The sequence below is a fragment of the Sphingopyxis sp. OAS728 genome (assembly GCF_014873485.1).
GTDB lineage: Bacteria > Pseudomonadota > Alphaproteobacteria > Sphingomonadales > Sphingomonadaceae > Sphingopyxis.
The window spans coordinates 588522-611767 of the sequence record NZ_JADBDT010000001.1; the positions used below are offsets into that span (position 1 = coordinate 588522).

15 protein-coding genes are annotated in these 23246 nt (G+C 64.3%); 6 read left to right on the plus strand and 9 right to left on the minus strand.

Annotated features, from left to right (window positions below):
• Positions 1 to 7 precede the first annotated feature (7 nt).
• Entirely contained in the window at positions 8 to 859 is an 852-nt protein-coding gene (locus tag GGC65_RS02850) for a class I SAM-dependent methyltransferase (protein ID WP_192645782.1), read from the plus strand.
• Here GGC65_RS02850 and GGC65_RS02855 read toward each other — a convergent pair.
• The 4 genes from GGC65_RS02855 to GGC65_RS02870 all read right to left on the minus strand — a co-directional run bounded on the left by GGC65_RS02855 (position 856) and on the right by GGC65_RS02870 (position 7008).
• Positions 856 to 2394, minus strand: a complete 1539-nt coding sequence (locus GGC65_RS02855; RefSeq protein WP_192645783.1) for an AMP-binding protein — start codon at positions 2392 to 2394, stop codon at positions 856 to 858. The genes GGC65_RS02850 and GGC65_RS02855 overlap by 4 nt on opposite strands.
• On the minus strand, positions 2394 to 3515 hold the full coding sequence (locus GGC65_RS02860; protein ID WP_192645784.1) for a DUF5938 domain-containing protein: 1122 nt from the start codon (positions 3513 to 3515) through the stop codon (positions 2394 to 2396). The genes GGC65_RS02855 and GGC65_RS02860 overlap by 1 nt, the downstream gene beginning before the upstream one ends.
• 32 nt (positions 3516 to 3547) lie before the next feature.
• A complete protein-coding gene (locus GGC65_RS02865; RefSeq protein WP_192645785.1) occupies positions 3548 to 4318 on the minus strand; it encodes a glucose 1-dehydrogenase in 771 nt (256 codons plus the stop codon).
• Between the two features lie 89 nt (positions 4319 to 4407).
• Positions 4408 to 7008 (minus strand): TonB-dependent receptor, encoded by a 2601-nt coding sequence (locus GGC65_RS02870; RefSeq protein ID WP_318780109.1) that lies wholly within the window; start codon positions 7006 to 7008, stop codon positions 4408 to 4410.
• A gap of 116 nt (positions 7009 to 7124) precedes the next feature.
• Here GGC65_RS02870 and GGC65_RS02875 point away from each other — a divergent pair, with 116 nt between their 5' ends.
• From GGC65_RS02875 to GGC65_RS02895, 5 genes are all read left to right on the plus strand, one after another.
• Positions 7125 to 9875 carry a helix-turn-helix transcriptional regulator gene (locus GGC65_RS02875; protein ID WP_192645786.1) on the plus strand — a complete coding sequence of 917 codons (2751 nt, stop codon included), beginning with the start codon at positions 7125 to 7127 and terminating at the stop codon, positions 9873 to 9875.
• Positions 9876 to 9967: 92 nt separating this feature from the next.
• Complete coding sequence (locus GGC65_RS02880) at positions 9968 to 13183, plus strand: autotransporter domain-containing protein (RefSeq protein WP_192645787.1); 3216 nt, start codon at positions 9968 to 9970, stop codon at positions 13181 to 13183.
• A 235-nt stretch (positions 13184 to 13418) separates the two neighbouring features.
• Positions 13419 to 13940: a sigma-70 family RNA polymerase sigma factor gene (locus tag GGC65_RS02885; RefSeq protein WP_192645788.1), complete on the plus strand. Its 522-nt coding sequence runs from the start codon at positions 13419 to 13421 to the stop codon at positions 13938 to 13940.
• Positions 13930 to 14862 carry a FecR family protein gene (locus tag GGC65_RS02890; RefSeq protein ID WP_192645789.1) on the plus strand — a complete coding sequence of 311 codons (933 nt, stop codon included), beginning with the start codon at positions 13930 to 13932 and terminating at the stop codon, positions 14860 to 14862. The genes GGC65_RS02885 and GGC65_RS02890 overlap by 11 nt, the downstream gene beginning before the upstream one ends.
• Before the next feature lie 2 nt (positions 14863 to 14864).
• Positions 14865 to 17375 (plus strand): TonB-dependent receptor domain-containing protein, encoded by a 2511-nt coding sequence (locus GGC65_RS02895; protein WP_192645790.1) that lies wholly within the window; start codon positions 14865 to 14867, stop codon positions 17373 to 17375.
• 24 nt (positions 17376 to 17399) lie between these two features.
• On the opposite strand, the gene GGC65_RS02900 is transcribed toward GGC65_RS02895, so the two are convergent.
• The 5 genes from GGC65_RS02900 to GGC65_RS02920 all read right to left on the minus strand — a co-directional run bounded on the left by GGC65_RS02900 (position 17400) and on the right by GGC65_RS02920 (position 23170).
• A complete protein-coding gene (locus GGC65_RS02900; RefSeq protein ID WP_192645791.1) occupies positions 17400 to 18539 on the minus strand; it encodes an acyl-CoA dehydrogenase family protein in 1140 nt (379 codons plus the stop codon).
• 96 nt (positions 18540 to 18635) lie between these two features.
• Entirely contained in the window at positions 18636 to 19829 is a 1194-nt protein-coding gene (locus GGC65_RS02905; RefSeq protein ID WP_192645792.1) for an acyl-CoA dehydrogenase family protein, read from the minus strand.
• Between the two features lie 171 nt (positions 19830 to 20000).
• Positions 20001 to 20903 (minus strand): PAS domain-containing protein, encoded by a 903-nt coding sequence (locus tag GGC65_RS02910; protein WP_192645793.1) that lies wholly within the window; start codon positions 20901 to 20903, stop codon positions 20001 to 20003.
• A gap of 117 nt (positions 20904 to 21020) precedes the next feature.
• Positions 21021 to 22649 carry a TadG family pilus assembly protein gene (locus GGC65_RS02915; RefSeq protein ID WP_192645794.1) on the minus strand — a complete coding sequence of 543 codons (1629 nt, stop codon included), beginning with the start codon at positions 22647 to 22649 and terminating at the stop codon, positions 21021 to 21023.
• Between the two features lie 2 nt (positions 22650 to 22651).
• A complete protein-coding gene (locus GGC65_RS02920; protein WP_225940647.1) occupies positions 22652 to 23170 on the minus strand; it encodes a TadE/TadG family type IV pilus assembly protein in 519 nt (172 codons plus the stop codon).
• Between the last annotated feature and the right edge of the window lie 76 nt (positions 23171 to 23246).

A 23246-nucleotide genomic window follows, 5' to 3' on the forward strand; every position in this document is an offset into this window, starting at 1 on the left:
CAAGCGCATGCCCGATGTCGACACGGCCCCTACGCATGACTGGAATGGCGACAGCGGAACGCGCTGGGCGGCCAATCTGGCACGATTGGACGTGATGCTGGAGGAATTCGGCAAGGCCGCGATCGCCGCCGCCAACGCGCGGCCGGGCGAGCAGATTCTCGATATCGGCTGCGGATCGGGCACCTCGACCTTCCCGCTTGCCGAACGGCTCGGGCCCGACGGATATGTGCTCGGCGTCGACATATCCGAACAACTCGTCGAGATTGCGCGCGCTGCGGCGCCTGCTGGCGCGCCAGTCGAGTTCCGATGCGCCGATGCCGCGTCCGCGCCGCTCCCCGCTGGCAGCTTCGACCTCCTCTTCTCGCGCTTTGGCGTGATGTTCTTTGACGACCCGGTGGCGGCCTTCACACATATGCGGCGTGCCCTGAAACCCGGCGGACGGCTCGCCTTCGTCTGCTGGCGCGGCGCACAAGAGAATGACTGGGTCCGCCTGCCGATGGCAGCAATCCGCGATATCGTCGAGCCTATTCCCGCCGACCCGACCGCCCCCGGCCCTTTCGCTTTTGGTGACCGGCAGCGATTGGCCGACATCCTCGCTGCGGCCGGCTTCACGGCGATCGACATTGCGCCGTTCGACACCAGCATTTCCTATGGTCGCGGCGCCACGCGCGAGAAAGCGGTCGACGACGCGCTCGATATGGCGTTCCAGGTTGGCCCGCTCGCTCGCGCGCTGGCCGATCAGCCCGACGATGTCCGCGAGAAGGCAGCCATCGCCGTCCGCGCCGCCTTTGCGAAGCGGCCCGGAGAAACATCGGTGCTCATCGACGGCGCAGCGTGGATCGTCACCGCGCGCAACTAACCTCGCTCGGCGAGCTTCTGCGCGCGGATGTCCTTCTTGAGCACCTTGCCGACTTTCGACCGCGGCAAATCGTCCCAGATTTCGAGCTCCTTGGGCGCCTTGACGCTACCGATCGCCGCCTTCACCGCAGCGATCAGATCATCGGGGTCGGCGCTATGCCCGGCCCGGAGCTGGACGACCGCGCAGACGCGTTCGCCCCATTTGTCGTCGGGCAGTCCGAACACCGCGCCGTCCTGCACCGCGGGCTGCGCCAGCAACGCCTGTTCGACCTCGGCCGAATAGACGTTGAAACCTCCGGTGATGATCATGTCCTTGGCGCGGTCGACGATGAAGAGGAAATTGTCGGCGTCGAGATAGCCGATGTCGCCGGTGCGGTGCCAACCGTCGACTGTGGCTTCGGCGGTGGCCACGGGGTTCTTGTAATAGCCGTCCATGACGAGCGAGCCTTTGACGACGATCTCGCCGCGCTCGCCCTGCGGCACGATGTTGTTTTCGGTGTCGAGGATCGCGACCTGCACCAGCGGCCCCGGCCTGCCGGCCGACGACAGGCGTTCGCGTGCTATCGACCCGTCGGGGTGGAAATGATCCTTCGGCGCCATCATCGAAATCATCATCGGCGCTTCGGTCTGGCCAAACAGCTGCGCCATCACCGGACCAAGCTTGCCGATCGCCTCCTCAAGCCGCACGGCTGAAATCGGCGCTGCGCCGTACCAGAAGCATTGGATTGACGAGAGATCGGTTGCCGGAAGCGCCGGATGATCGAGCAGCATGTAGATCAATGTCGGCGGCAGGAAGCTGTGCGTCGCCCTGTGCCGCGACGCGAGCGTCAGGAATTCGCCGATATCGGGATAGGGCATGATCACGATCTCGCCGCCGTGCGCCATGATCGGAAAGGCGAGGACGCCCGCAGCATGGGTGAGCGGCGCCATCGCGAGATAGACCGGCCGCCCTTCGAACGGATAGCCCATCAGCGTCAGCGCGGTCATCGCCTCGAGATTCTGGTTGGTCAGCATCACACCCTTGGGATGGCCGGTGGTACCGCCGGTGCCCGGAATCATCGCAAGGTCGCTGACGGGCGCCGCCGCGAACGGGACATCGGCGATGCCCGCCAACCACTGATCGAGCGACGGCGCGAAAGCCTGTTCGGCGTCGAGGCAGACGAGCAGCTCGAGCTTCGGCAGATCCTCCCGCAGCGCATCGACCAGTTCGGCGAATTTGCTATGAAAGAACAGCGCGGCGCAGTCGAAATTGTCGAGGACATAGGCGTTCTCGGCGGCTTCGTTGCGCGGGTTGATCGGGCACCACACCGCGGCGGCGCGCGAGATGGCGAAGACGCAGGCGAAGGCGACCGGATCATTGCCCGACAGAATTGCGACATGCTTGCCCGGGGTGATGCCCGCAGCGTTCAATCCGCGCGCGACGCGGTGGGTCAGGGCCTGCACTTGCCCATAGGACAGGCTCTTGCCGTCCATCGTCAGGCACGGCGCGTAGGCGCCGAGCGACGCCCCCTTGTCGAGCCAGTCGACCAGCCGCATCAGTCGTCGACCGTGACGATCGGCTTCAGCACCAGCCCGAACTGCCTCAGCACGCCGAGGATCTCATGATGCCCGAACGCCTGGCACGCCGAGGCGAAACCGACGCGGCGCGGTGGCTGCTGAAGCAGGTTCAGCGCGCACCACGCCTGCATCAACCCCGTCTGCTTGTAGTTGCAATTGCCGTGGATCAGCACATGCGCGCGGCCGAGCGGGCCCGAGGCGTGGACCGAGTCGATGCTCGTGTTGAGACGCGGATTTTCGCGCGGCGGCATGTCGCCCTGCACCGATTCCGCCATCTTCGCGAGCGCCGCTTCCTGTTCCTTGAAAGGCAGCGGCTTGATGTCGGTATCGATCATCTTGGTCATCGCAACGACATTATCCATGACCTCGCGCGCAAAGACGCCGCCATAGACCTTGACCGTTGAGACGCGCGGATCCTGCTTGAACCAGATCGGGTGCGACGTGCCGCCCCACGGCAGGGTGAGCGCGGTCGCGTGCTGCCCGGGCACATGGCACTCAGTCGCAGTCAGCGTCGGCCATTGAACATATTGGTTGTTCTCGAGAAAATACCAGTCGGCCTTCAGGATCGTGAAGATCGTCTGGACCGAGGCGTAGGTCGGAAAACCTTTCCACAGCACCAGCATGTCGAGGGTATCGAGCCCTGGCGCCTGTTCGAGTGCGATGTTCGCAGCGATCTCGCCTGTCGTGTACATTTGCGCGATGCAGGGTGAGAGAAGCAGGCCCTTCTTGGCAAAAGCCTCACCCCATTTTTCCTGCGCGAGCAGCATCCAGTCCTGCTCGCCGGTGGTGTCGAGATAATGGACGTCGGCTGCAAGACACGCCTCGACCGTCTCGGGACCATATTTGATGAACGGGCCGACCATGTTGCACACGACCTTGGCGCCCTTGAACAGCTTGGTCAGCGCTTTCACGCTATGTTCGACCTCGACGACCTCATAGTCGGCGGTCTCGATGCCGGGGACCTTGTCCATCACCTCCTGCACGCGCTTCGCATCGCGCCCCGCAGCGATGAACGGGATGCCGAGTTCGCGCAGATATTCGCAGACGAGGCGGCCGGTGTAGCCGGAGGCGCCATAAACGATGACGGGTTTCTTGCTCATGGAATTTGTCCCTGTTCTTTGAAGGATTGAGGTCAGACCGCGGTGTAGCCGCCGTCGACGATCAGCTCGCTGCCGCACATGTAGGCGGCGTCGTCGCTGGCGAGGAAAAGCAGCGGCCGCGCGATTTCGCGCGTCGTCGCCATGCGGCCGAGCGGAATTGCGCCAACGGTCGCGGTGGCGAAGTCGGCGGCGGCGTCCCCCAGGCTGCCGACGGCATCGGCGACCAGCTTGGTCTCGCAATAACCGGGATGGAGCGAGTTGATCCGCACCGGCCAGCCCTTGCGCGCGCAATCGACCGCGACCGCTTTGGTCAGCATCGCCACCCCGGCCTTGCTGGCATTATAAGCCGGGAAGAGCGGCTCGGCGACGTTCGCGGCGATCGAGGCGACGTTGACGATTGTCCCGCCCTTTTCCTTCATCGCCCCGATGCCGGCGCGAACGCCGAGGAAGACACTCTCCAGATTGACTGCCATCAGCCGCTGCCATTCGGCCAGATCGGTATCGACCACCGATTTCAGGAAGCCCATGCCGGCGTTGTTGACGAGGATATCGAGCTTGCCTTCGCGCTCGACGATATCGGCGATCAGCGCCGTCCACCCCGCCTCGTCGGCAACATCCTGCCGGCGCGCTTCCGCTTTGTGCCCTTCGCCGCGGATCGCGGCGGCGGCGGCTTCGGCCTCGTCGCCGTCGATATCGGTGATCGTCACCGACGCCCCCTCGCGGGCGAACTCCTGCGCGGCGGCGAGCCCGATCCCGCGCGCGGCACCGGTGATCAGCACGCTCTTGCCGGTAAAACGCATCATGACATGCTCCTCAAACCAGGGTCAGCACAAAAGTCCGGGGACGGCGGGCCTAGGGAGGGGGCGCCCGCCGGTCCCCGTGGCGTCGGCGATCAGAATTTGAAGGTCGCTTCGACGCCGTAGGTGCGTGGTGTCCCGCGGTTCAGATAATCGAGCCCGAAGACATCGATGTTGAGGCCGTAGGTGTAATAATATTTGTTGGTCAGGTTCTTGACCCACGCGCTGACCGACAGATTGTCGTTTGCCTGATAGGTCAGGCGGCTGTTGAGCAGCCAATATCCCGGATTGCCGCAGGTAAAGGCGACGCCCGCTGGGCGAACCGCGCCCGGCGCGCCGGGCTTGTCACAGGGGTCGAGCCCGTAATCGCCAAAGGCGTCGAAATAATATTTGCCCATATAGCTAGCGTCGCCGCGCAGCGTCAGCTTGCTCTCGCCCTTCTCGAAAATATCCCAATCGAACCCGGCGTTGAAGGTGATTTTGGGCGCATTGGGGAACGGATTGCCATTCACATTTCGCGTGAACTGGGTCGCGGGGTCGTTCGGGTCGACCACATTGCCCTTATATTTACTGTTGAGGTAACCGAAGGCCGCATTGAGCTGCAGCCCGTCGACCGGCGCGACCGTCAGTTCGGCCTCGCCGCCCCACACGCGGCCGTTGGCGCTGCGGGTGAAGGTTGTCGCGCCGACAACCTGCGTCGTCTGCTGGTTCGAATAGTCATAATAGAAGCCCGCGAGGTTGAGCTGTACGCGGCGGTCGAGGAACTGCGTCTTCAGGCCGCCTTCATAGGCGTTCACCTTTTCGGGCTTGATATAATAGACCTGGTTCGTGCCCTGATAGGCGAGGCCGTTATAGCTGCCGCTGCGATAACCGCGGCTATACTGCAGATAGCCCATGATATCGTCGGTGAACTGATAGCTGACATTGGCCCGGCCGGTCAGGCGGTTTGCCTTTTCCTGCAGATTCATCTTCGGCAGGTTGGGATTATAGGGGAAGGCATAGGGGATCAGGTTGACCACCGGCGTCACGCCGTCGAGAGCGGTGATGATCGTGCTGCCATTTCGGAACTTCACCTTGTCCATCGTGTAGCGAAGGCCGACGGCCAAGGTCAGCTTGTCGGTGGCCTTCCATGTGAGGTCGCCATAGATCGCCTTTGACGGGCGCTGGATGTCGAACCTTTGTTCCCCCATGATCGGTCCGAAAGGGCCTGCGCCGGCGGCGAGGCAGCCCTGATAATAGGCGCCGCCTGCCGGGAAATTCCCCCTGTTGTTGATCGCCGCATCGGTCTGATACGCGACCAGCGTCCGCGCATCGAAAAAGCCGTTCGGGTTGACGACGACGGGATCGCAGAAGCCCGCCGAGCCGGGCGTCAGGGTTGGATCGAGCGCGAAGGCCGGCAGCACGCGGATGGAATCGGGCGTTCCGATCGGGGCGTTATTGTAACCGCCGGGAACGCCCAGTCCCAAGAGGAGTGGCCGCAATTCGCCGAAGAAATCGGGCTCGTTGCGCGTCTTGATGGTGTCCTTGCCATAATAGAGGCCGCCGACGAAATCGATGCTGTCGTCCGAATAGTTCAGCCGCAGATCCTGATTGAAATTCTTGCTGCGGCTGTTGAACCTGATCGAGCAGACATTGAGCGGCGAGCCGTCACAATCGTTCGGCGAGATGCTGTATTTGCCCGTGTCATAGCCGGTGATCGAGGTCAGCGTGAAATAATCATTGAGCTCCAGCGCAATGTTGAGCGCGACGCCTTTCGACGAGGAAAGCGACTTGCCGCCCTGATCGGCGGACACTTCGTTCTTGCGGAGCGCGCGGCCGCCATTCTGTGCCGGATTGAAGCGCGAATAGCCGACGATATCCTCGCCGTTCGCGAACTGGCCGATCGAATAGGCATTGGCCGTCCACGGATCGTCCTTCGCCGCATAGACCTTCAGGTTGATGTCGAGCGTGTCGGACGGCTTCCAGCGCAGCGAAATGCGGCCTGCCATCGAGTCGGTCGTGGCGGCGTCGCGGCCCTGCGCCGGGTTATATTGCCAGCCGTCACCCTTTGCGACCGTCCCCGCGACGCGGATACCGAGGACGTCCGGGACCAGCGTCTTTTCGAAACCGCCCTCGACCGTCTTGGTGTCGTAATTGGCGTAACCGATGGTGAAATAGCCCTCGTCAGCGCCCAGTCCCGGCTTGCGGGTGAAGAAGCTGATCGCGCCGCCCGTCGTGTTGCGGCCATAGAGCGTGCCTTGCGGTCCGCGCAGCACCTCGACCCGGTCGATATCGTAGAGCTGCCCGCCATGGCTGGCGCGGAAGCTTTGATAGACTTCGTCGACATAAACGCCGACCGGCGACGCGGTGGACGCCGAAAACTCGTTCGCGACCGAGATCCCACGCAGTGAGAAGTTCGGTTGCGTTTTGCCATAGGGGGTCGATATCTGAAGGCTCGGCACTGCGCCCATCAGGTCGGAGGTTTCATTGATACCGCGGGCCTGAAGCGCGTCGCCGCCGATGGCGGAGACCGCCGCCGGCACATCCTGCAGCCGCTGTTCGCGCTTTTGCGCGGTGACGACGATTTCCGCGATGCCGCCAGCCTCTTCGGCGACCACGGGGGCGGCTGACTCCGCCTCTTGCGCCTGCACGGCGGCGTGCCAGCCGAACAACATGGTGGTGGACAAGCAGCTTGCCAGGATAGCCTTCTTCGTCACGCCTTTTCTCCCACGGTTCGAACCCATTCTGTGTGGGCCCTTCGACACATGGGAGGCTATGGCGCGCACCCCTGCAATGACAGACCGGGCGGCGGGGGGAGCGATGGGGGGGACGCTTGCAGTCGCCCCCGCATGGCTATAGCCATGGCAGGCAGATGGAGGGCGAATATATGACCATCCAGCCGGGATCGAGGACCGACTCAAAAGCACCGCACCGCGCGGCGGAACCGCGACCGGTAACGCGCGGCAAGTTCGCCCCGCCCCGCTTTCCCGACGATCTCGTTGGTATCGAACGGTGGCAATCCTGGCTCGATGCGATTGCGCGACATGAAATCTGCTTCGTTCGGGCGCCTGCGGGCTATGGCAAGACGGCCTTTGCCGCGGCGCTCTTTGCACAAGCCCGTTCGATTGGCTGGTACGCCGGCTGGGTATCCTTCGATCCCGACGACAATGACTCCGGAGCTATCGGGCACTTGTTCGAAGCGGTGCGCCTCGCGCGGGGCGCTCCCGCCGAGGATAGCGTCAGCGCGCTATGTGCCGCCCCCGCCTCCGCGGCCACCCTCGCCAGTGCGCTGGCCGAACGGATCGAGGCCTGCGACCAGCCGGTGCTTCTTGTCCTCGACAATATCGACCGCCTCGCCGAACCGCGCATGGTCGACGTTCTCGACCGCCTGTTACGCCATCCACCGCCCCAGTTGCGCCTTGTCCTCGTCGGGCGCGATGCTTCGGCGATCCGGCTCGACGACATCGAAGGCCGCGGCATGCTGCTGCGGTTCGGCCGGGCCGAGATCGGGCTGACGAATGAAGAATTATGGGCCTTTTTGCGCACTGCGGGTTCGGGACTTGATGCCCGTGGCTGCGAAAAACTCCATGGATTGCTGCTCGGCTGGCCCATTGGGCTGCGGATGGCCGTACAGAAACTGGATCGGCTCGAAAAAGGCGACTGGAGCGCGCTCACGGCGCAAATCGATGCCTATCTGTTACCGCTATGGAATGAACAGCACGACGGAATATGGCGATTTCTCGGCCGCGCCAGTGTCGCTCCGCTATTGAACGACGAGCTGGTGCGGTTGCTGGGCGAAGGAGACCGGGGCATATCGATCCTCGAAGATCTTCACGCACGAGGCATGTTTGTCGAGCGATCCGACGACGGCAATGGCTGGTATTATGTCCACCCCGCCGTTCGGGCGGTATTCCGGAGATTTCTCGACCAGCACGAGCCCGAACGCGCAGTCGAACTCCATCGTGTCGCGGGACGCTACTATGAAGCGCGCGGCCTTGTCGCACATGCGATCGACCAGTTTCTGTCCGCTGACGCTGACGCCGATGCGGCGCGACTGGTCGGCCTCACCGCGCTGTCAGCCCTCGCGCGCGGCGATGTCGAGCAACTAGCCGCTTGGCTCGATGCGCTTCCGCGCGAGCAGATTTCGGAAAACGCAGCCCTCATCCGTGCTCGCGCCTGGATAGCGGTGCTGACTGCGGAGCCCGATGCCCCAGCGGCAATTGCCGCACTCCGGGCCGCGGGCGAAGCAGACGAAGCACAAGTGATCGGTGTGCTTCACGCCGCCCTTGTCCAAGACCTACCCGAGACTGTGGTCGAGGAAGGAGACCAGTTTCTGGCGGCGCCAGAGCGACTGTCGGGCTTTGCCGTCGACATGATGCGCGCCTTTCTTGCATGCGGAGCGCAAAGCCGCGGTCTTTTCGGCTTGGTGCACGATGTCGTCAGGCCGCTCCGGCCCTGCGCTGCCGCGACCGCAAAGGCTTTGCCAACGGCGCTCGCGACCCGTGCCAGAGCGGCGGCCGCCCGCGCCCAGGGACAGATGGCGGAGGCCGAACGGGTGTTGCGTGACGGCCGCCGGATTCCGGGCCAGCCCGGTTTGGCGGGCGCCTTGATCGATGCCGCGCTGGCGCGCAGTCGTTACGAACGGGATGACCTGTCCGGGGCCGCGAACCTCGCCGCCAGCGCCCTTCCCTGGCTGGAACCAAGCTGTTTTCAGGATGCGCTCATCGAAGCGTTTCAAATCTGCATTCGGGCCGCAGCGGCGACAGCCAAGGTGGATGACGCCGCGACCTTGATCGACCGCGCCGAACAGATCGCTTTCGAACGTAATTGGATGCCGTTGAAGGCCATGTGCGTTGTCGAGCGGTCGCGGCTCAGATTGCCGCCGACGATCGATGCGGAAGCCGTATTGGCGGTCGCCGATGAGGGCGCCGCCGTGCTCGACCCGCTATCGGCGCAGGGACGCGCCTTTGCCTTACTCTGCGAAATGCGGGCCTATGAAGCGATCGCCCATGGCGACCGTCCCCGGCTCACGACGGTGGCGGAGCGGCTTCTGCGCCTTGCGTCGAATGCCGATGATGCCGAGCTTCGAGCTACCGCGACGCTCCTCAACATCCTCCCGCAGCTCAGCGGGCGCTGTGACAAGATGGTCGAACTCGAGACGGTGCGTTTTCTCAATCACGCAGCCAGCGCCGGCTTCCATCGCACGATCGTCGACATACTCGATGTGACAGGCGTACGCGCGGTCCAGAATTTTTGCAGCGAGGCCTATTCGTCGGGCTCCTTCCTCGCGCTGCTCAAGCTGGCAGAACCGTCGCGGCGCAATCCCGCGCTCGAGGGCAGCACCTCCGCCGCGCCGGGCGAAGCCTTTTCCTTCCTGACCGAACGCGAGATCGAGATATTGAGCGCGCTGAACGCCGGGGAATCGAACAAGGAAATCGCCCGGACGCTCCAGCTCGCGCCCGAAACGGTCAAATGGCATCTCAAGAATGTCATGCGAAAATTGCGTGCGAACAGTCGCGAAGAGGCGGTGCAAAACGCCTCGACGCTGGGCCTGACATTGATCGAGATTGCCCCGCGCGATTAGGGCGCATTATTTTTCCAAGGCTGCGCGGTTCCCGCTCCGTCTTGTGATTATCGCCGGGATGACATCCCGGCCCCGATCACAAGAGGAACCCGATGCGCAAGACCTTGCTGGCCTCCACCTGCCTGGCCACCCTTCTTTCGACCCCCGCTTATGCCGAGACGACGATCAGCACCGCCACCACGGCGCCAGTGCGGACCTCCACGATCAAATCGGGCGCTGCCGATGACATCAAGATCGTCGCCGCCGGATCGATCAAGCCGACGGTTACCGGCCCCGCTGTCACCATCGACAGCAACAACAAGGTCGTCAACGAAGGCACGATCGAGTTCAGCAACGTCGACGGCGCCACGGGTATCCTCGCGAACGCCGGGACGACGGGCGGCATCACCAACAGCGCCACGGGCAAGATCACGATCGGCGAAACCTATGCGCCCACCGACATCGACAATGACGGCGACATCGACGGCGCCTTCGCGATCGGCAGCAACCGTGTCGGCATCGCAACCGCGGGCGCTTTTGCCGGCAATATCGTCAACTCGGGCACGATCGCAATCGAGGGCAACAATTCCGCAGGCATTCGCCTCGGTGGCCCGCTGACCGGCAATTTCACCAACGATGGCACCATTACCGTCGTCGGCGACCGCGCACTTGGCGTCGGCTTGCAGAATGTCACCGGAAACGTCCGCTTGGCTGGTACGATCAGCGCGCAGGGTGTCGACGCGATCGGCGCACGGCTTGCAGGCGATGTCACCGGCGCGCTGGTTGTCCAGGGCAATCTCACGGCAAGCGGCTACCGCTTCACCACCGCCCCTGCCGACCCGTCGAAACTCGACGCCGACGATCTGTTGATCGGCGGCAGCGCGCTGTCGGTCGAAGGCAACGTTACCGGCGGCATCATCCTTGCGGTCGCGCCCAAGGATACGAAGGCCGACGACAAGGATGAGGACAAGGACGGCATCGAAGACGACAAGGAAGGAAACGCCGTCGTGCGCTCCTTCGGTTCGGCCGCCGCGATCAAGATCGGCTCGGCTGACCGTGCGGTTACGATTGGTCCCGTCGGCGGGACCGGCACCGGTCTCGGCCTCATCATCGACGGCGCCGTGCTCGGCAACGGCCTCTACGCCGGCAAGGATGGCAATGGCATCCAGGTGGGCGGCCTTGGCGGCGCGGTCACCATTGCGGGCGGTATCGGCATCGGCGCGACCGGCAGCGTAACCGCCCTGTCAGTGGACACCGCGGCGACGGCCATCCGGGTCGGGAGCGGCGCCACCACACCCGAAATCCGCAACGCGGGCAAGATTGACGCCACGTCCGGCGGCAAAGCCGCGAACGCTGTCGCGACCGCGGTGCTGATCGAAGCCGGCGGCAACGTCCCGCTGATCCGCAACAGCGGTTCGATCAACGCAAAGACCGGCGGCGAGAACGGCACCGCGCGTGCCATCGTCGACTTGTCGGGCACTGTTACGACGGTCGAAAACAGCGGCGCAATCAGCGCCACCGGCGCCCTCGCCACCTCCGACCGCAACATCGCGATCGATCTGTCGGCGAACAATGTTGGCGCAACGGTCAAGCAGACCGCGGTCGCGTCGGGCGTCACGGCCCCCAGCATCGTCGGCGACGTCCGCTTTGGTGGCGGCAACGACGTGTTCGACATCGCCGACGGGTCGGTGAAGGGCAACAGCTTCTTCGGCGCCGGCAACAACAAGCTCGCGCTGTCGGGCGACGCCACTTACGCCGGCAACGCCCGCTTTGGCACCGGCAGCGACACGATGACGCTCGCCGGCACGTCGAAATTCACCGGTCTCGCGGACTTCGGTGGCGGCGCCGATACGCTCTCAATCGGCGGCACGTCGATCTTCTCTGGCACGCTCGCCAACTCGCAGGGGCTGGCCGTTGCGGTCAGCGGCGGCACCTTCGACGTCGGTGGCGCCGCCACGATCTCGTCGCTCGCGGTCACCGAGAAGGGCACCCTCGGCGTGATGCTCGATACCGGCACCACCGGAACCAACCTTCAGGTCAGCGGCAACGCCAGCTTTGGCGCCGAATCCAAGCTCGCGCTCAAGCTGTCGAGCATCGAAAAGGCCGAGGGCAAGCATATCGTGCTCACCGCCGGCACGCTGACCGGCGCCAACAATCTGACCGCATCGCAGACGCTGCTGCCCTTCCTCTACAAGGGCACGCTGACCTCGAACGCAACGCAGCTGATCGTCGATGTATCGCGCAAGTCGGTGACCGAACTCGGGCTCAATCGCTCGGAATCGGGCGCGTTCGACGCGGTGCTCGATGCGGTGATCGCCGACCAGAAGATCGAGGATGTCTTCCTCGGCATCACCGACGGCGACCAGTTCCGCAATCAGCTTGGCCAGATGCTTCCCGAGCATGAAGGCGGCGTCTTCGAAACCGTCACCTCGGGCTCGCGCGCCCTGTCGCGTTACCTCCAGGATCCCAACGCGCCGTTCCAGGACGAGGGCAAGTGGGGCTATTGGGTCAACCAAGCCGTCTGGGGCACGTCGAAGAGCGTCGGCGACACCGCGAGCTACGACGTCAGCGGCTGGGGCATTTCGGGCGGCGCCGAAATCAAGACCGATCTCGGCAACTTCGGTGGCTCGATCGCCTATCTCAGCGGCAAGGACGGCAATGGCAGAAACGCCAATGAAGTCAGCACCAGCCAGTTCGAAGGTGCGCTGCACTGGCGCCTGCGCTCCAACGGTTTCATGGCGAACGCCCGCGTGTCGGGCGCCCCGATCAGCCTGAAGGGCACGCGCATCTTCCGCGCCGAAGCCGGTGCCGATGACATCGAAAAGACGATGAAGGGCAAATGGGACGGCACCTTGTGGTCGGCCTCGGGCTCGGTCGCCTATGACACGCGCGTCGGAGGCTTGAGCTTCCGCCCGATGGTTGCGGTCGATTACTTCAAGCTGAAGGAAGACGGCTATCAGGAAACCGGCGGCGGCGACGCACTCGACCTCACCGTGCTCAGCCGTGACAGCGATGAACTCGCGGTGTCGGGTACCGTAGCCGTCGGCCTCGATTTCGGCGGTGCCGACGAATATGACGGCTGGACGCGCTTCGAACTCGAAGGCGGCCGCCGCCAGATCGTCGGCGGCACGCTGGGCGCGACGACGGCGTCGTTCAAGAACGGCACGCCCTTCACCCTTACTCCTGATGATCGCACGAGCGGCTGGGTCGGCCGCTTCCGTGGCATCGCCGGAAATTCGGCCTTTCAGGTCGCTGGCGAAGTGTCCGCGGAAGAACAGCAAAGCCATATCGGCTGGGCTTTCCGTGCGAGTCTGCGGGTCGGCCTCTAGCCCCCCGGCCGGCCCCGCCCGCAAGGGGGAAGCGTAACCCCTACCCACGCTTCCCCCTTGCCTAGGCAGAAATGAAACGACAAAACAGATGCTTGCACAGCCCGCCCTCTCTTTCAAAGCACCGCAGTTGCGCGGCGGACGATGGGCGCTATATGACGGCGTCATCAGGGGGACGTATGGCGCACATCGGGGTGGCGCTCACCGGCAGAAGATGGCGTTCCAAAGCAAGCAATCCATGACAGAGTCGCGCGACCGAACCGACGCCGCACAGGGCATCGAAGGCGTATTGCTCGCCAACCGGGATCGCATCGTGCGATTTCTGGAGGTACGCGGTGCGGGCGACGGCGCCGAGGACCTGTTCCAGGACCTGTGGATGCGGATGACCGACCGAAAGACCGGCCCCATCGCCGACCCCCTGCCCTATATCATGCGCGCCGCGAACAATCTGATGCTCGACCGCTATCGGTCGGCGCGTCAGAGCGATCTGCGCGACAAGGCATGGGGCGAAGCATCGGCCACGCAAATCCCATCGACCGAAACCTCGCTGATCTCGCGCGAACAACTCGCGCTTGTCGAAACCGCGATTACGGCGACCGGCGAACGACCGGCGCGCATCTTTCGCCGGTTCCGCGTCGACGGCATCCATCAACGCGATATTGCCAGTGAAATGGGGGTCAGCCTGAGCACCGTCGAAGCCGACCTGCGCAAAGTTTATGCGGCGCTCGCCACCATACGGAGGCAGTTCGATGCAAGCTGACGCGGCGAACGTCGAGGCCCGCGCGATCGACTGGCTGATCCGCCAGCGCGATCCCCTGTTCGACGACTGGGACGGCTTTGCCGACTGGCTTGCCGAGGATCCGGAGCATAACGCGATCTACGACGCCCTGGCCAGCCTCGACCGCGACCTCGATGCCCTGCCCGCCGCGCCGAAACCGTCGGTCGTGATCGTCCCCGACGCACCGCGCCGCCCGTCACGGCGCACATGGTTCGGCGGCGCGATCGCCGCCGCGCTGGTCGGCGCGATCAGCCTGTCGAGCCTTGGCCTGCTCGGCAACGACAGCCGGATCGAGACGGTGGCTGGCGAACATCGCACCATCGCGCTCGCCGACGGGTCGAAGATCGAGATCAACGGCGCTTCGGTGATCGAGATCGACAAGGATCGCCCACGCTTTGCCCGGCTGGAATCGGGCGAAGCGATGTTCCATGTCGTGCATCGCGACAACGATCCGTTCGTGGTCGAGACGGGCGATGCAAGGATTGTCGACCTTGGCACCGCGTTCAACGTTGTGCGCCGCGACCGCCAGACGTCTGTCGCCGTGTCCGAAGGGATCGTCCTGTACAACCCCGACCGCGACAAGATCCGCCTCGTCGCGGGCAAGGGCATCGAAGCGCGCGACGGCGACCGCCAACCGCCGGTCGTTCAGGACGTCGACGTCGCGAGTATCGGCGGCTGGCGTAGCGGCCTGCTCGTCTACAATGGCACCCCGCTTGCGGTTGTGGCCGAGGATTTGAAGCGCACTGCCGGAATGCAAGTGCGCATCGCACCCGAAGCGAGCGACCTGTCGTTCCGCGGTGCACTCATCATCGACAAGAACCGGAACCGCACGATCGCCGATCTCGCGGCACTGTCGGGAACCACGGCCCAGCGCCAGGGCGATGGCTGGATATTGACCCGCTGAACATGCACCCGCGCCTTTCCCTTGCCGCAGCAACGATAGCGCTGTGCCTGCCCGTGCAGGTTCAGGCGGCGGAGGAACGCGCGTTCGACGTCCCCAAGGGGAGCCTGTCGACCGTGCTCCCGGTCATCAGCCGGCAGGCCGGCGTCAGCATCAGCGTGGGCGATGCGAAACTCTGGCAGGCGCGCGTCAAACCGGTGCGCGGACGGATGAGCGTCGAAAAGGCGATCAAGCGCCTGCTCGACGGATCCGATGCGCGCGCGGTGCGGGTCAGCGCGACAAGCTGGCGTATCGAACGCCGCCCGGCCCAACCTTCCCGCGTCGCGCGCTCCGCACCGGCGCCACGGCAGGCGCCGCAGCCGCGCGCGCGCGAGCCATCGAATGATGCGGTTGCCGCGGCGCAGGACGAAATCATCGTCACCGCGACGAAGACCGATCTGCCCCTTACCCACTTCGCCGGCGTCGTCACCCAATTGGATGGCGGCGATTTGGCGTTTGGCGGCGAGCGCGGAATGGACTCGATCCTGTCGCGCACCGCGACCGTCTCCTCGACCCATCTGGGTTCGGGGCGCAACAAGCTATTCATTCGCGGTATCGCCGATTCCAGCTTCACCGGCCCGACCCAGTCGACCGTGGGCCAATATCTGGGCGACATCCGGCTGAGCTATAACGCCCCTGACCCCGATCTCCGTCTCTACGACATCGACAATGTCGAAATCCTCGAAGGGCCGCAAGGAACGCTCTACGGTGCCGGTTCGCTCGGCGGCATCATCCGCGTCGTGCCGAAGGCGCCCGACCCGCGCGAAATGACGGTGCAGGCGATCGCCGGCGTATCGGTTACCCAGCATGGCGACCCCGGCGGCGATATTGCGGCGATCACCAATATCCCGGTCAGCGACGACGGCCATGCCCTGCGTCTCGTCGGCTATATGCTCACCGACGGCGGCTATATCGACAATCCGCTGCGCGGCCAGAACGACGTCAACCGCGTCCATGTGCGCGGCGGGCGCGGCACCTTTCGTTTCGAGGCCGGCGACAGTTGGACGATCGACCTCGGCGGCGTCTATCAGGCGATCACGTCGGACGACGCGCAATATGCCGACAAGGACGGCCCGCCGCTCACGCGCGCCTCGATGGTCGAGCAGAATGCGACGGCGCGCTACGGCATGGGTACGATCGTGGTGATGAAGGATTGGGACGATCTGCATTTCCAGTCGTCGAACGCCTATATCGACCACCGCCTGTTCGAACGCTTCGACGCCAGCCTGCCCGAAGCGCGGCAAGGGACCGACCTGTCCAACGGGGGCGTCCCGGCTCCGCCGTCGGTTGGAACCGTCGATGTCGCCCGCTTGTTCGCGCCGATCCAGGTCATTCCGCTGAACGACGTCCCGCGCGTGCTCGACCAGCGCAACGCGACGCGGATGTTCGTCAGCGAAAACCGCCTGTCGCGCCCGTACAGCGACGGCCTCGGCTGGGTCGTCGGCGCCAGCTTTATCGACAATCGCGCGCGGCAGAACCGCGAATATGCCTATGGCCCGCTCCGTGCGATGCTTCCGGGCGTGACCAACAAGATCACCGAATTCACCGGCTATGCCGAGGCGACCGTCGAAGTGATGCCCGACCTGATCGCATCGGGCGGCGTTCGCCTGTCGCACGCCAAGCTCGGCGGCGAAGCCGAGGGCGTGTCCTTTGCTTTGGCCCAGGCGAACCGCGCAACGACCGCGTCGCGCAACGAGACCGACCTGCTGCCTTCCTTCTCGCTGCTTGCGACGCCGCTGCACAATGTCCGGCTCTACGCGCGCTACCAAGAGGGTTTCCGGCCCGGTGGCCTCGCCGTCGACGGCAATTTCGTCCGCCGCTTCCTCAACGATCAGGTCCGCACCTGGGAAGCGGGCATGCGTTTCGGCGACAAGGGGCAGAGCCTGCTCGACGCCAGCATTTCGATCTCGCACAGCCGCTGGCGCAATATCCAGGCCGATTTCATCGACAGCACCGGGTTCCCGACCACCGCCAATATCGGCGACGGTCGCATCACCAGCCTGTCGGGCGCGGTCGCGATGCGGCCGACCGCCGCGCTGACCTTCGAACTCGGCGCAGTCTATAACCACAGCCGGGTCGACGATCTCTCGCCGCAGATTTTGCCGGTATTCGACGCCGCCCCGGCCCGCCTTGGCCGAATTCCCAATGTCGCGAGCCACGCGGTGCGCGGATCGGTCAACTATGCGGCCATGATCGGCGACGAGGATTTCCGCGTCAACGGATGGGCGAATTACATCGGTCCATCGCGGCTTGGCATCGGACCGGTGCTCGGCGAGAGCCAGGGCGACTATATCGACACGGGGGTCGCGATGCGCGTCGGCAACGCGCGACGCGGCCTGTCGCTGACGCTGACAAATTTGTTCGATTCGCGCGGCAACCGCTTTTCGCTCGGCACGCCCTTCGTCGAAGGTAACGAGGGTTTCATGACCCCGCTCCGCCCGCGCACGCTCCGGATCGCCGTCGACGTCGCCTATTGAGGCTCCGCCGACGGCGTTGGACTATTAGTCGGCCAGCGTGATCCGTTCATAGCGGTCCATATGATAATCGTGGCTGCCGAACTGGCCCTCGATCATCGTCGCGCGCTTGAAATAATGGCCGATCGCCAGTTCCTGCGTGATACCGATGCCGCCGTGCGTCTGGATCGCATTCTGCCCGACGAAATTGGCGCCGCGCGCGACCTTTGCCTTCGCAGCCGAGACCGCCGCCATGCGCTCGTTCGCGGGCAGGCCCAGTTTCAGCGTCCCCATGATCGTCATCGAGCGCGCCTGTTCGACCTCCATGAACATGTCGACCATGCGGTGCTGGAGCACCTGGAACTTCGCGATCGGCACCCCGAACTGCTTGCGCTGCTGCGTATATTCAAGCGTGCCTTCATGCAGTTTCTGCATCACGCCGGTCGCCTCGGCACACACCGCGACGGTCGCTTCGTCGACGATCTGTTCGATCAGCGGCAGCCCGGAGCCTTCGCCGCCGAGAAGCGCATCGCCGGGGATCGCGACATTTTCGAAATAGATTTCGGACGCGCGGCTTCCATCGACAGTCGGATAGTCACGGCGGACGATCCCGGGCAAATTGGCGTCGATCAGGAACAGCGACACGCCGTCGCGATCACGGACATTGCCCCCGGTGCGCGCGGTGACGAGCAGATGCGTCGCCCACGGCGCGGCGTATACGACGCCCTTGTGGCCGTTCAGCACATAACCCGCGCCGTCCTTCTTCGCGGTGGTGCGCAGGTTGGCAAGGTCATAGCGACCCTGCGGCTCGGCATAGGCGAAAGCGATGATCGCATTGCCCGCGATGATCTCGGGGATCATCGCGTCGGCCTGCGCGCCGCCAACGGCCTTGAGCGCGCCGCCAGCGATGACGACGGTCGGCAGATAGGGCTCGATCCCGATGACCTTGCCGAGTTCCTCCATCACGATCGCATTTTCCAGCGCCCCCCCGCCGAGGCCGCCATGTTCTTCGGCGAAAGCTGCGCCGAGCATGCCCAATTCCTGCGCAAGCGCGGTCCAGATCGCTGGGTCGCGGCCGCTGTCCGAATTGATGAACTTCTGGCGCGTCTCGAAATCATAGGTGTCGCCGAGGAAACGGGCGAGCGTGTCGCGGATCATGTCCTGCGTTTCGGTGTAGGTGAAATCCATTCTTCTATTCCCTAATTTCACCGTCACCCCGGCGACGGCCGGGGTCTCAAGCTCGAAGCGTTGAGATTCCGGCATGCGCCGGAATGACGTCCAATGTCAGAGGCCGAGCACCATCTTCGCGATGATGTTGCGCTGGATCTCGTTCGACCCGCCATAGATCGTCGTCTTGCGCATGTTGAAATAGGTCGGCGCCGCGCGGTGTGCGTAGTCCGGCCCGATCGGGTGCTCGTTGTCGCCTTCGCCAAAGCCGCGGAAATAGGGCGCACCATAATGTCCGACGGCCTCGAGCGTCAGTTCGGTAAGCCGCTGCTGGATCTCCGACCCTTTGATCTTGAGCAAGCTCGACTCCGGCCCCGGACCGCGGCCTGCATTCGGACCCGCGAGGCTGCGCAGTTCGGTAAATTCCAGCGCTGCCAGATCGACTTCCAACTCGGCGACCTTGCGCTTGAAGAAGGCGTTGGCGAGCAAAGGCTTGTCGCCGTCGAGTTCGGTGCGGGCGATCGCCTTTACCTTTTCGATCCCGCGCTTCGATGCCGCGACACCCGCGATGCCGGTGCGTTCGTGCGCGAGCAGGAACTTGGCGCAGGTCCACCCCTTATTCTCTTCATAGACGCGCTGCGACTGGGGCACGCGGACGTCCTCCAGCCACACTTCGTTGACCTCATGCTCGCCGCCCAGCGTGATGATCGGGCGCACCGTGATGCCCGGCGACTTCATGTCGATCAGAAGGAAGCTGATGCCTTCCTGCTGCTTGGCTTCCTTGTCGGTACGGACGAGGAAGAAGCCCCAATCGGCATGCTGCGCCAGCGTCGTCCACGTCTTCTGCCCGTTGACGATATAATCGTCGCCATCGGCAACGGCCGTGGTGCGAAGCGAAGCGAGATCCGAACCCGAGCCAGGTTCCGAATAGCCCTGACACCACCAGTCCTCCCCCGACAGGATGCGCGGCAGGAAATGGGCTTTCTGTTCGGGCGTGCCAAAGGTGTAGATAACCGGGCCGACCATCGCGAGGCCAAAGGGCATCAAGCGAATGCAATCGGCGCGCGCGGTCTCTTCGGACCAGATGAAACGCTGCGTCGGCGTCCAGCCGGTGCCGCCATATTCGACCGGCCATGCGGGTGCGATCCAGCCCTTTTTGTACAGGATCTTGTGCCAGGCGAGAAAATCCTCCTTGGACATTTCTTCGCCTTCATCCTGCTTGTCGCGCAGGTCGGCGGGGTAATTTTCGGCGATGAACTGGCGAACTTCCTGTTGGAAGGCCAGATCCTCGGGGCTGAATTCCATGTCCATCACGAATCTCCCATTGGGCAATGGCGCCCTTATATTGAGCGCTCACCTTTACGTAAACGGAAAGTTGTCGCTTGCAACTTTCCTTCGCCCGATGATTGCGCGCAACAACGCCGATTGTCCAGCGTGCGCGGTCGTCGAGCGTCTACAATAACGAGAGGATGGAAGCTGGCTCTAACGCGCGGCGCGGGGCGTTACGAGGATGACGGCACCGTCGCTGGCGTAAGCGCCACGAACCTCGACAATCGAGAGGTTGACATCGATGACCGCGCCGTCGCGCGTGACCATCTGCGACGCGATGCGGACGGGCTGGCCCGACCGGAAGACCGATTCGAGTGCCTCGACAAAGGCGCCGCGCTGCCCGACCGCCAACAGCGCCGAAAAACGCACGCGGCGGATGGCGGCGGCTTCGACTCCCAAAAGGCCGGTCAGCATCGCGTTCGCCGCCTCGACCGTTTCGCGCACTGAAATGCGCGCATGCCCGATGCCGCCGTCGATCTCGACCGCGTCGAGCATCGCCTGCCGCATGTCGCCTGCGGCGAAACCCTCCATCGCCTCACTAACATCGCGCAGTACGATTGCACCGCCGATTGGTAGGGGAACCAGGTCGATATGTAGCCACTGGCGCGGACGGAGCATGCCCGGAATGTCACCGGAAAAACGCTCGCGATGGTCGATCAAGCGAATGATGTACTGAAACACCAGGCTGTCCGCCAAGCTCGGCACCGCAGCGACCAGATTCTCTCCGAGCAATCGGGCCGCGGGAGTTTCCAGAATATCCGATGCCGCGGGATTGACCGCTATGATCCGCCGTTGCCGATCGATCAGGATTACAGGGTCCCGAAACGAGTCGACAAGACTTGCACGCGATTCCTGTAGCATATCGGCCGTCGAAGCGATGTCGCGCGCCGGATCGCCATCGAGACGGCGATAATCGTCGAGCGAAATCAGTACATGCGCATCCTTGCCGTGATGCGTCACGACCACGGGCTTGCGCGCCGCCTGCAATCGCCAATTGGCAAAGCCGCGGATAAAATCTGCCGCCGATACGCGCTGCGGTTCCTGCGCTGCTGCCACGCCCACCCCCGAAAGACCAAATTCTTGACACTTATACACTTCCAGCCATTTGCTTTCGCTCGGCAAATCGTGAGTTTGTGCCGTGCCGGGCCCGTTATGGCGCCATTGCGCAAGCGATCAAACCAGTCGCGCCTTGCCGCAGCGCAGCGCATTGACCCGCGCATCGGCTTGGCCGACATGCACCCCCAACAGGCCGGTGAGATCCGACAGCACCGTGTCGAGCACCGGCGCGGCCAGCGCCACGGTCTCACCGATCGTCATTGTCAGCGCCTTCAGGTTCAAGACAAGCCCGAGGACGTTGACGTCGAGCTCCATGCGGTCCGAGAGCGATTTGGCGGCGCCGGCGACCAATCCCGTGCTCGAAACCGTCTTCACCTGCCCGCCATCGATTTCGCTGCGCGAAAAGGCGACCTGCTTTTCATTAAGGTCCGACAGGGTCAGCTCGGCCTCTGCATCGACGCTGACGAGCGGAAGTTTCACCACGCGCGCCGGCGTCGGATCAAGCGGGCGCTTCATGTCCTTAAAATCGGAATCCGCGACCGTCCCGATCGCTACCATTGCAGGTGACGTCACGACACCAAGTTTCACGGCGGCGCCGCTGTTCGGCCGGCAATCGATGTCGGTGATGCGCGCCGACGCGGACCCGAGTTCGGCGAGGAGCGGGACATGGACGCTCGCCAACGGCGTCGCGACGCGCGTATCGATCTTCAGACGCACCTGCGCGGTGCGGACGATGACGTCGTTGGTGTCGGTGACCGCGATCAGCGGCGACCCCACCGGCGGCTCGCCGATCATCAGCGCGATGTTGATCCCCGATCCGCCCGGCAGGCTGCTCGCCAGCGACAGGTCGACCTGACGGTTCGCATTGCCAAGCAGCAGGATCGATCGAAGCAGGCTGAGCGCGTTGACCTTCACCGGATTGGCGGCGTCGACGCGGATGCTCGACGACCGCGGCCCAAGGTCGATCGCCCGCGAGGGCAACAGTGGGCGCGGCAGCGCGCGGTCGGCGATATGCTCGAGCGCGGTCGCCGTTTGCCCGTCGGACGCCGCCGCCAGCGCCGACACGACCTGCGGCAACGTCACCTGGGCGTCGAGCGTCTGGCCAAAGGTCAGTACATCGGCGTCGATTTCGGTGCGCAGCGCATCCGAAAAGGCAAGCAGGTCGATGTCGGTGCTGGCGAGCGCATTGTAATCCATCACCGACAGATTGACCTGGCTGCCGGTCAGGCTCGACAGCAGCGCGTTGGGCAGGCCACCGTTCAGCGCCGCGACGCGCGATCCGAGCGAGAATGCCGCATAGCCGCGCCGCGCACCGGTCGCGGTCGCTCGAATGATGCTGTCGTCCCGGCCCGTCAGAAAGCTGCCGAAGAACAGCGGGCGGTCGCGCGTCAGCGTGATGCGTACCGCATTCGGCGATGCGCCGCCGGCGGCAAAGCGCCGCTCGGCCTGGATCGACGGGTCGGCGGTGTACGTGCCGCGATTCAATACAGCGATGCGGATGTCGCAATCGCAATTGGCCGCGATGATACGCTCCGCCGCCGCCTGCTCCTCGCCGGGCCGCCCCGCCGCCGCCATCGCTGCGGCATCGGCGATGCCCTGCAATTTGCGGCGGTCGAGGTAGAGCGAGCCGAGATCGACCGCGAACGCCGCCGCCCCGATCAGCATCGTCATGCCGAACGCCGTCGTGATGCTGATGCTCGCGCCGCGATGACGGCGAAGGCTGCGAAGGAAGGATGCGATGGTCATGGTCAATCCACCGGCAATTCGAACGTCGCGCGGGCGCGGATGACGTTCCCCGGCGACGGGACGAAACTTGATCGCAAAAGACTGTCCTGCGGCACAGTGAAGGCAACCGCGACGGTAATTGCCTCGGTCGTCTCTGACACGGCAACGCTGTGCGTTCCCCCAATCGCTTGCAGGCTGCGGTCCACCGCGCGCAATGCGACCGCGCTGCGGTCGGCGGCGTCGAGACCGATGATCGATGCGCGGGCACCGTCGTTGGCGGCCTGCTGCACGTTATGCGCGAGCATGAAATATTGGCCATAGACCAGTATGCCCACCAGCAACGCGAGAAGCAGCGGAAGCACCAGCGCCATTTCGACGATGGCGGCGCCGCGCTCCTCGCGCCCCAGGGTAAGGCCTGTCAGGGCTGTTTTGCGGACGCGCCGCGAAAGTCGGACGGGATCTGCCATGTCCGCAGTATCGCCGCCCGCATATGAAAGCGGCGTCGAGAGAACCCGACGCCGCTTTTGCATATTTTGCAGCATTTGACCGCGCCGAAATCCGACCGAACCGGCGGCGCGTTGCCTATCGTTGAAGAACCGCTAACTCCGCCGCGACATC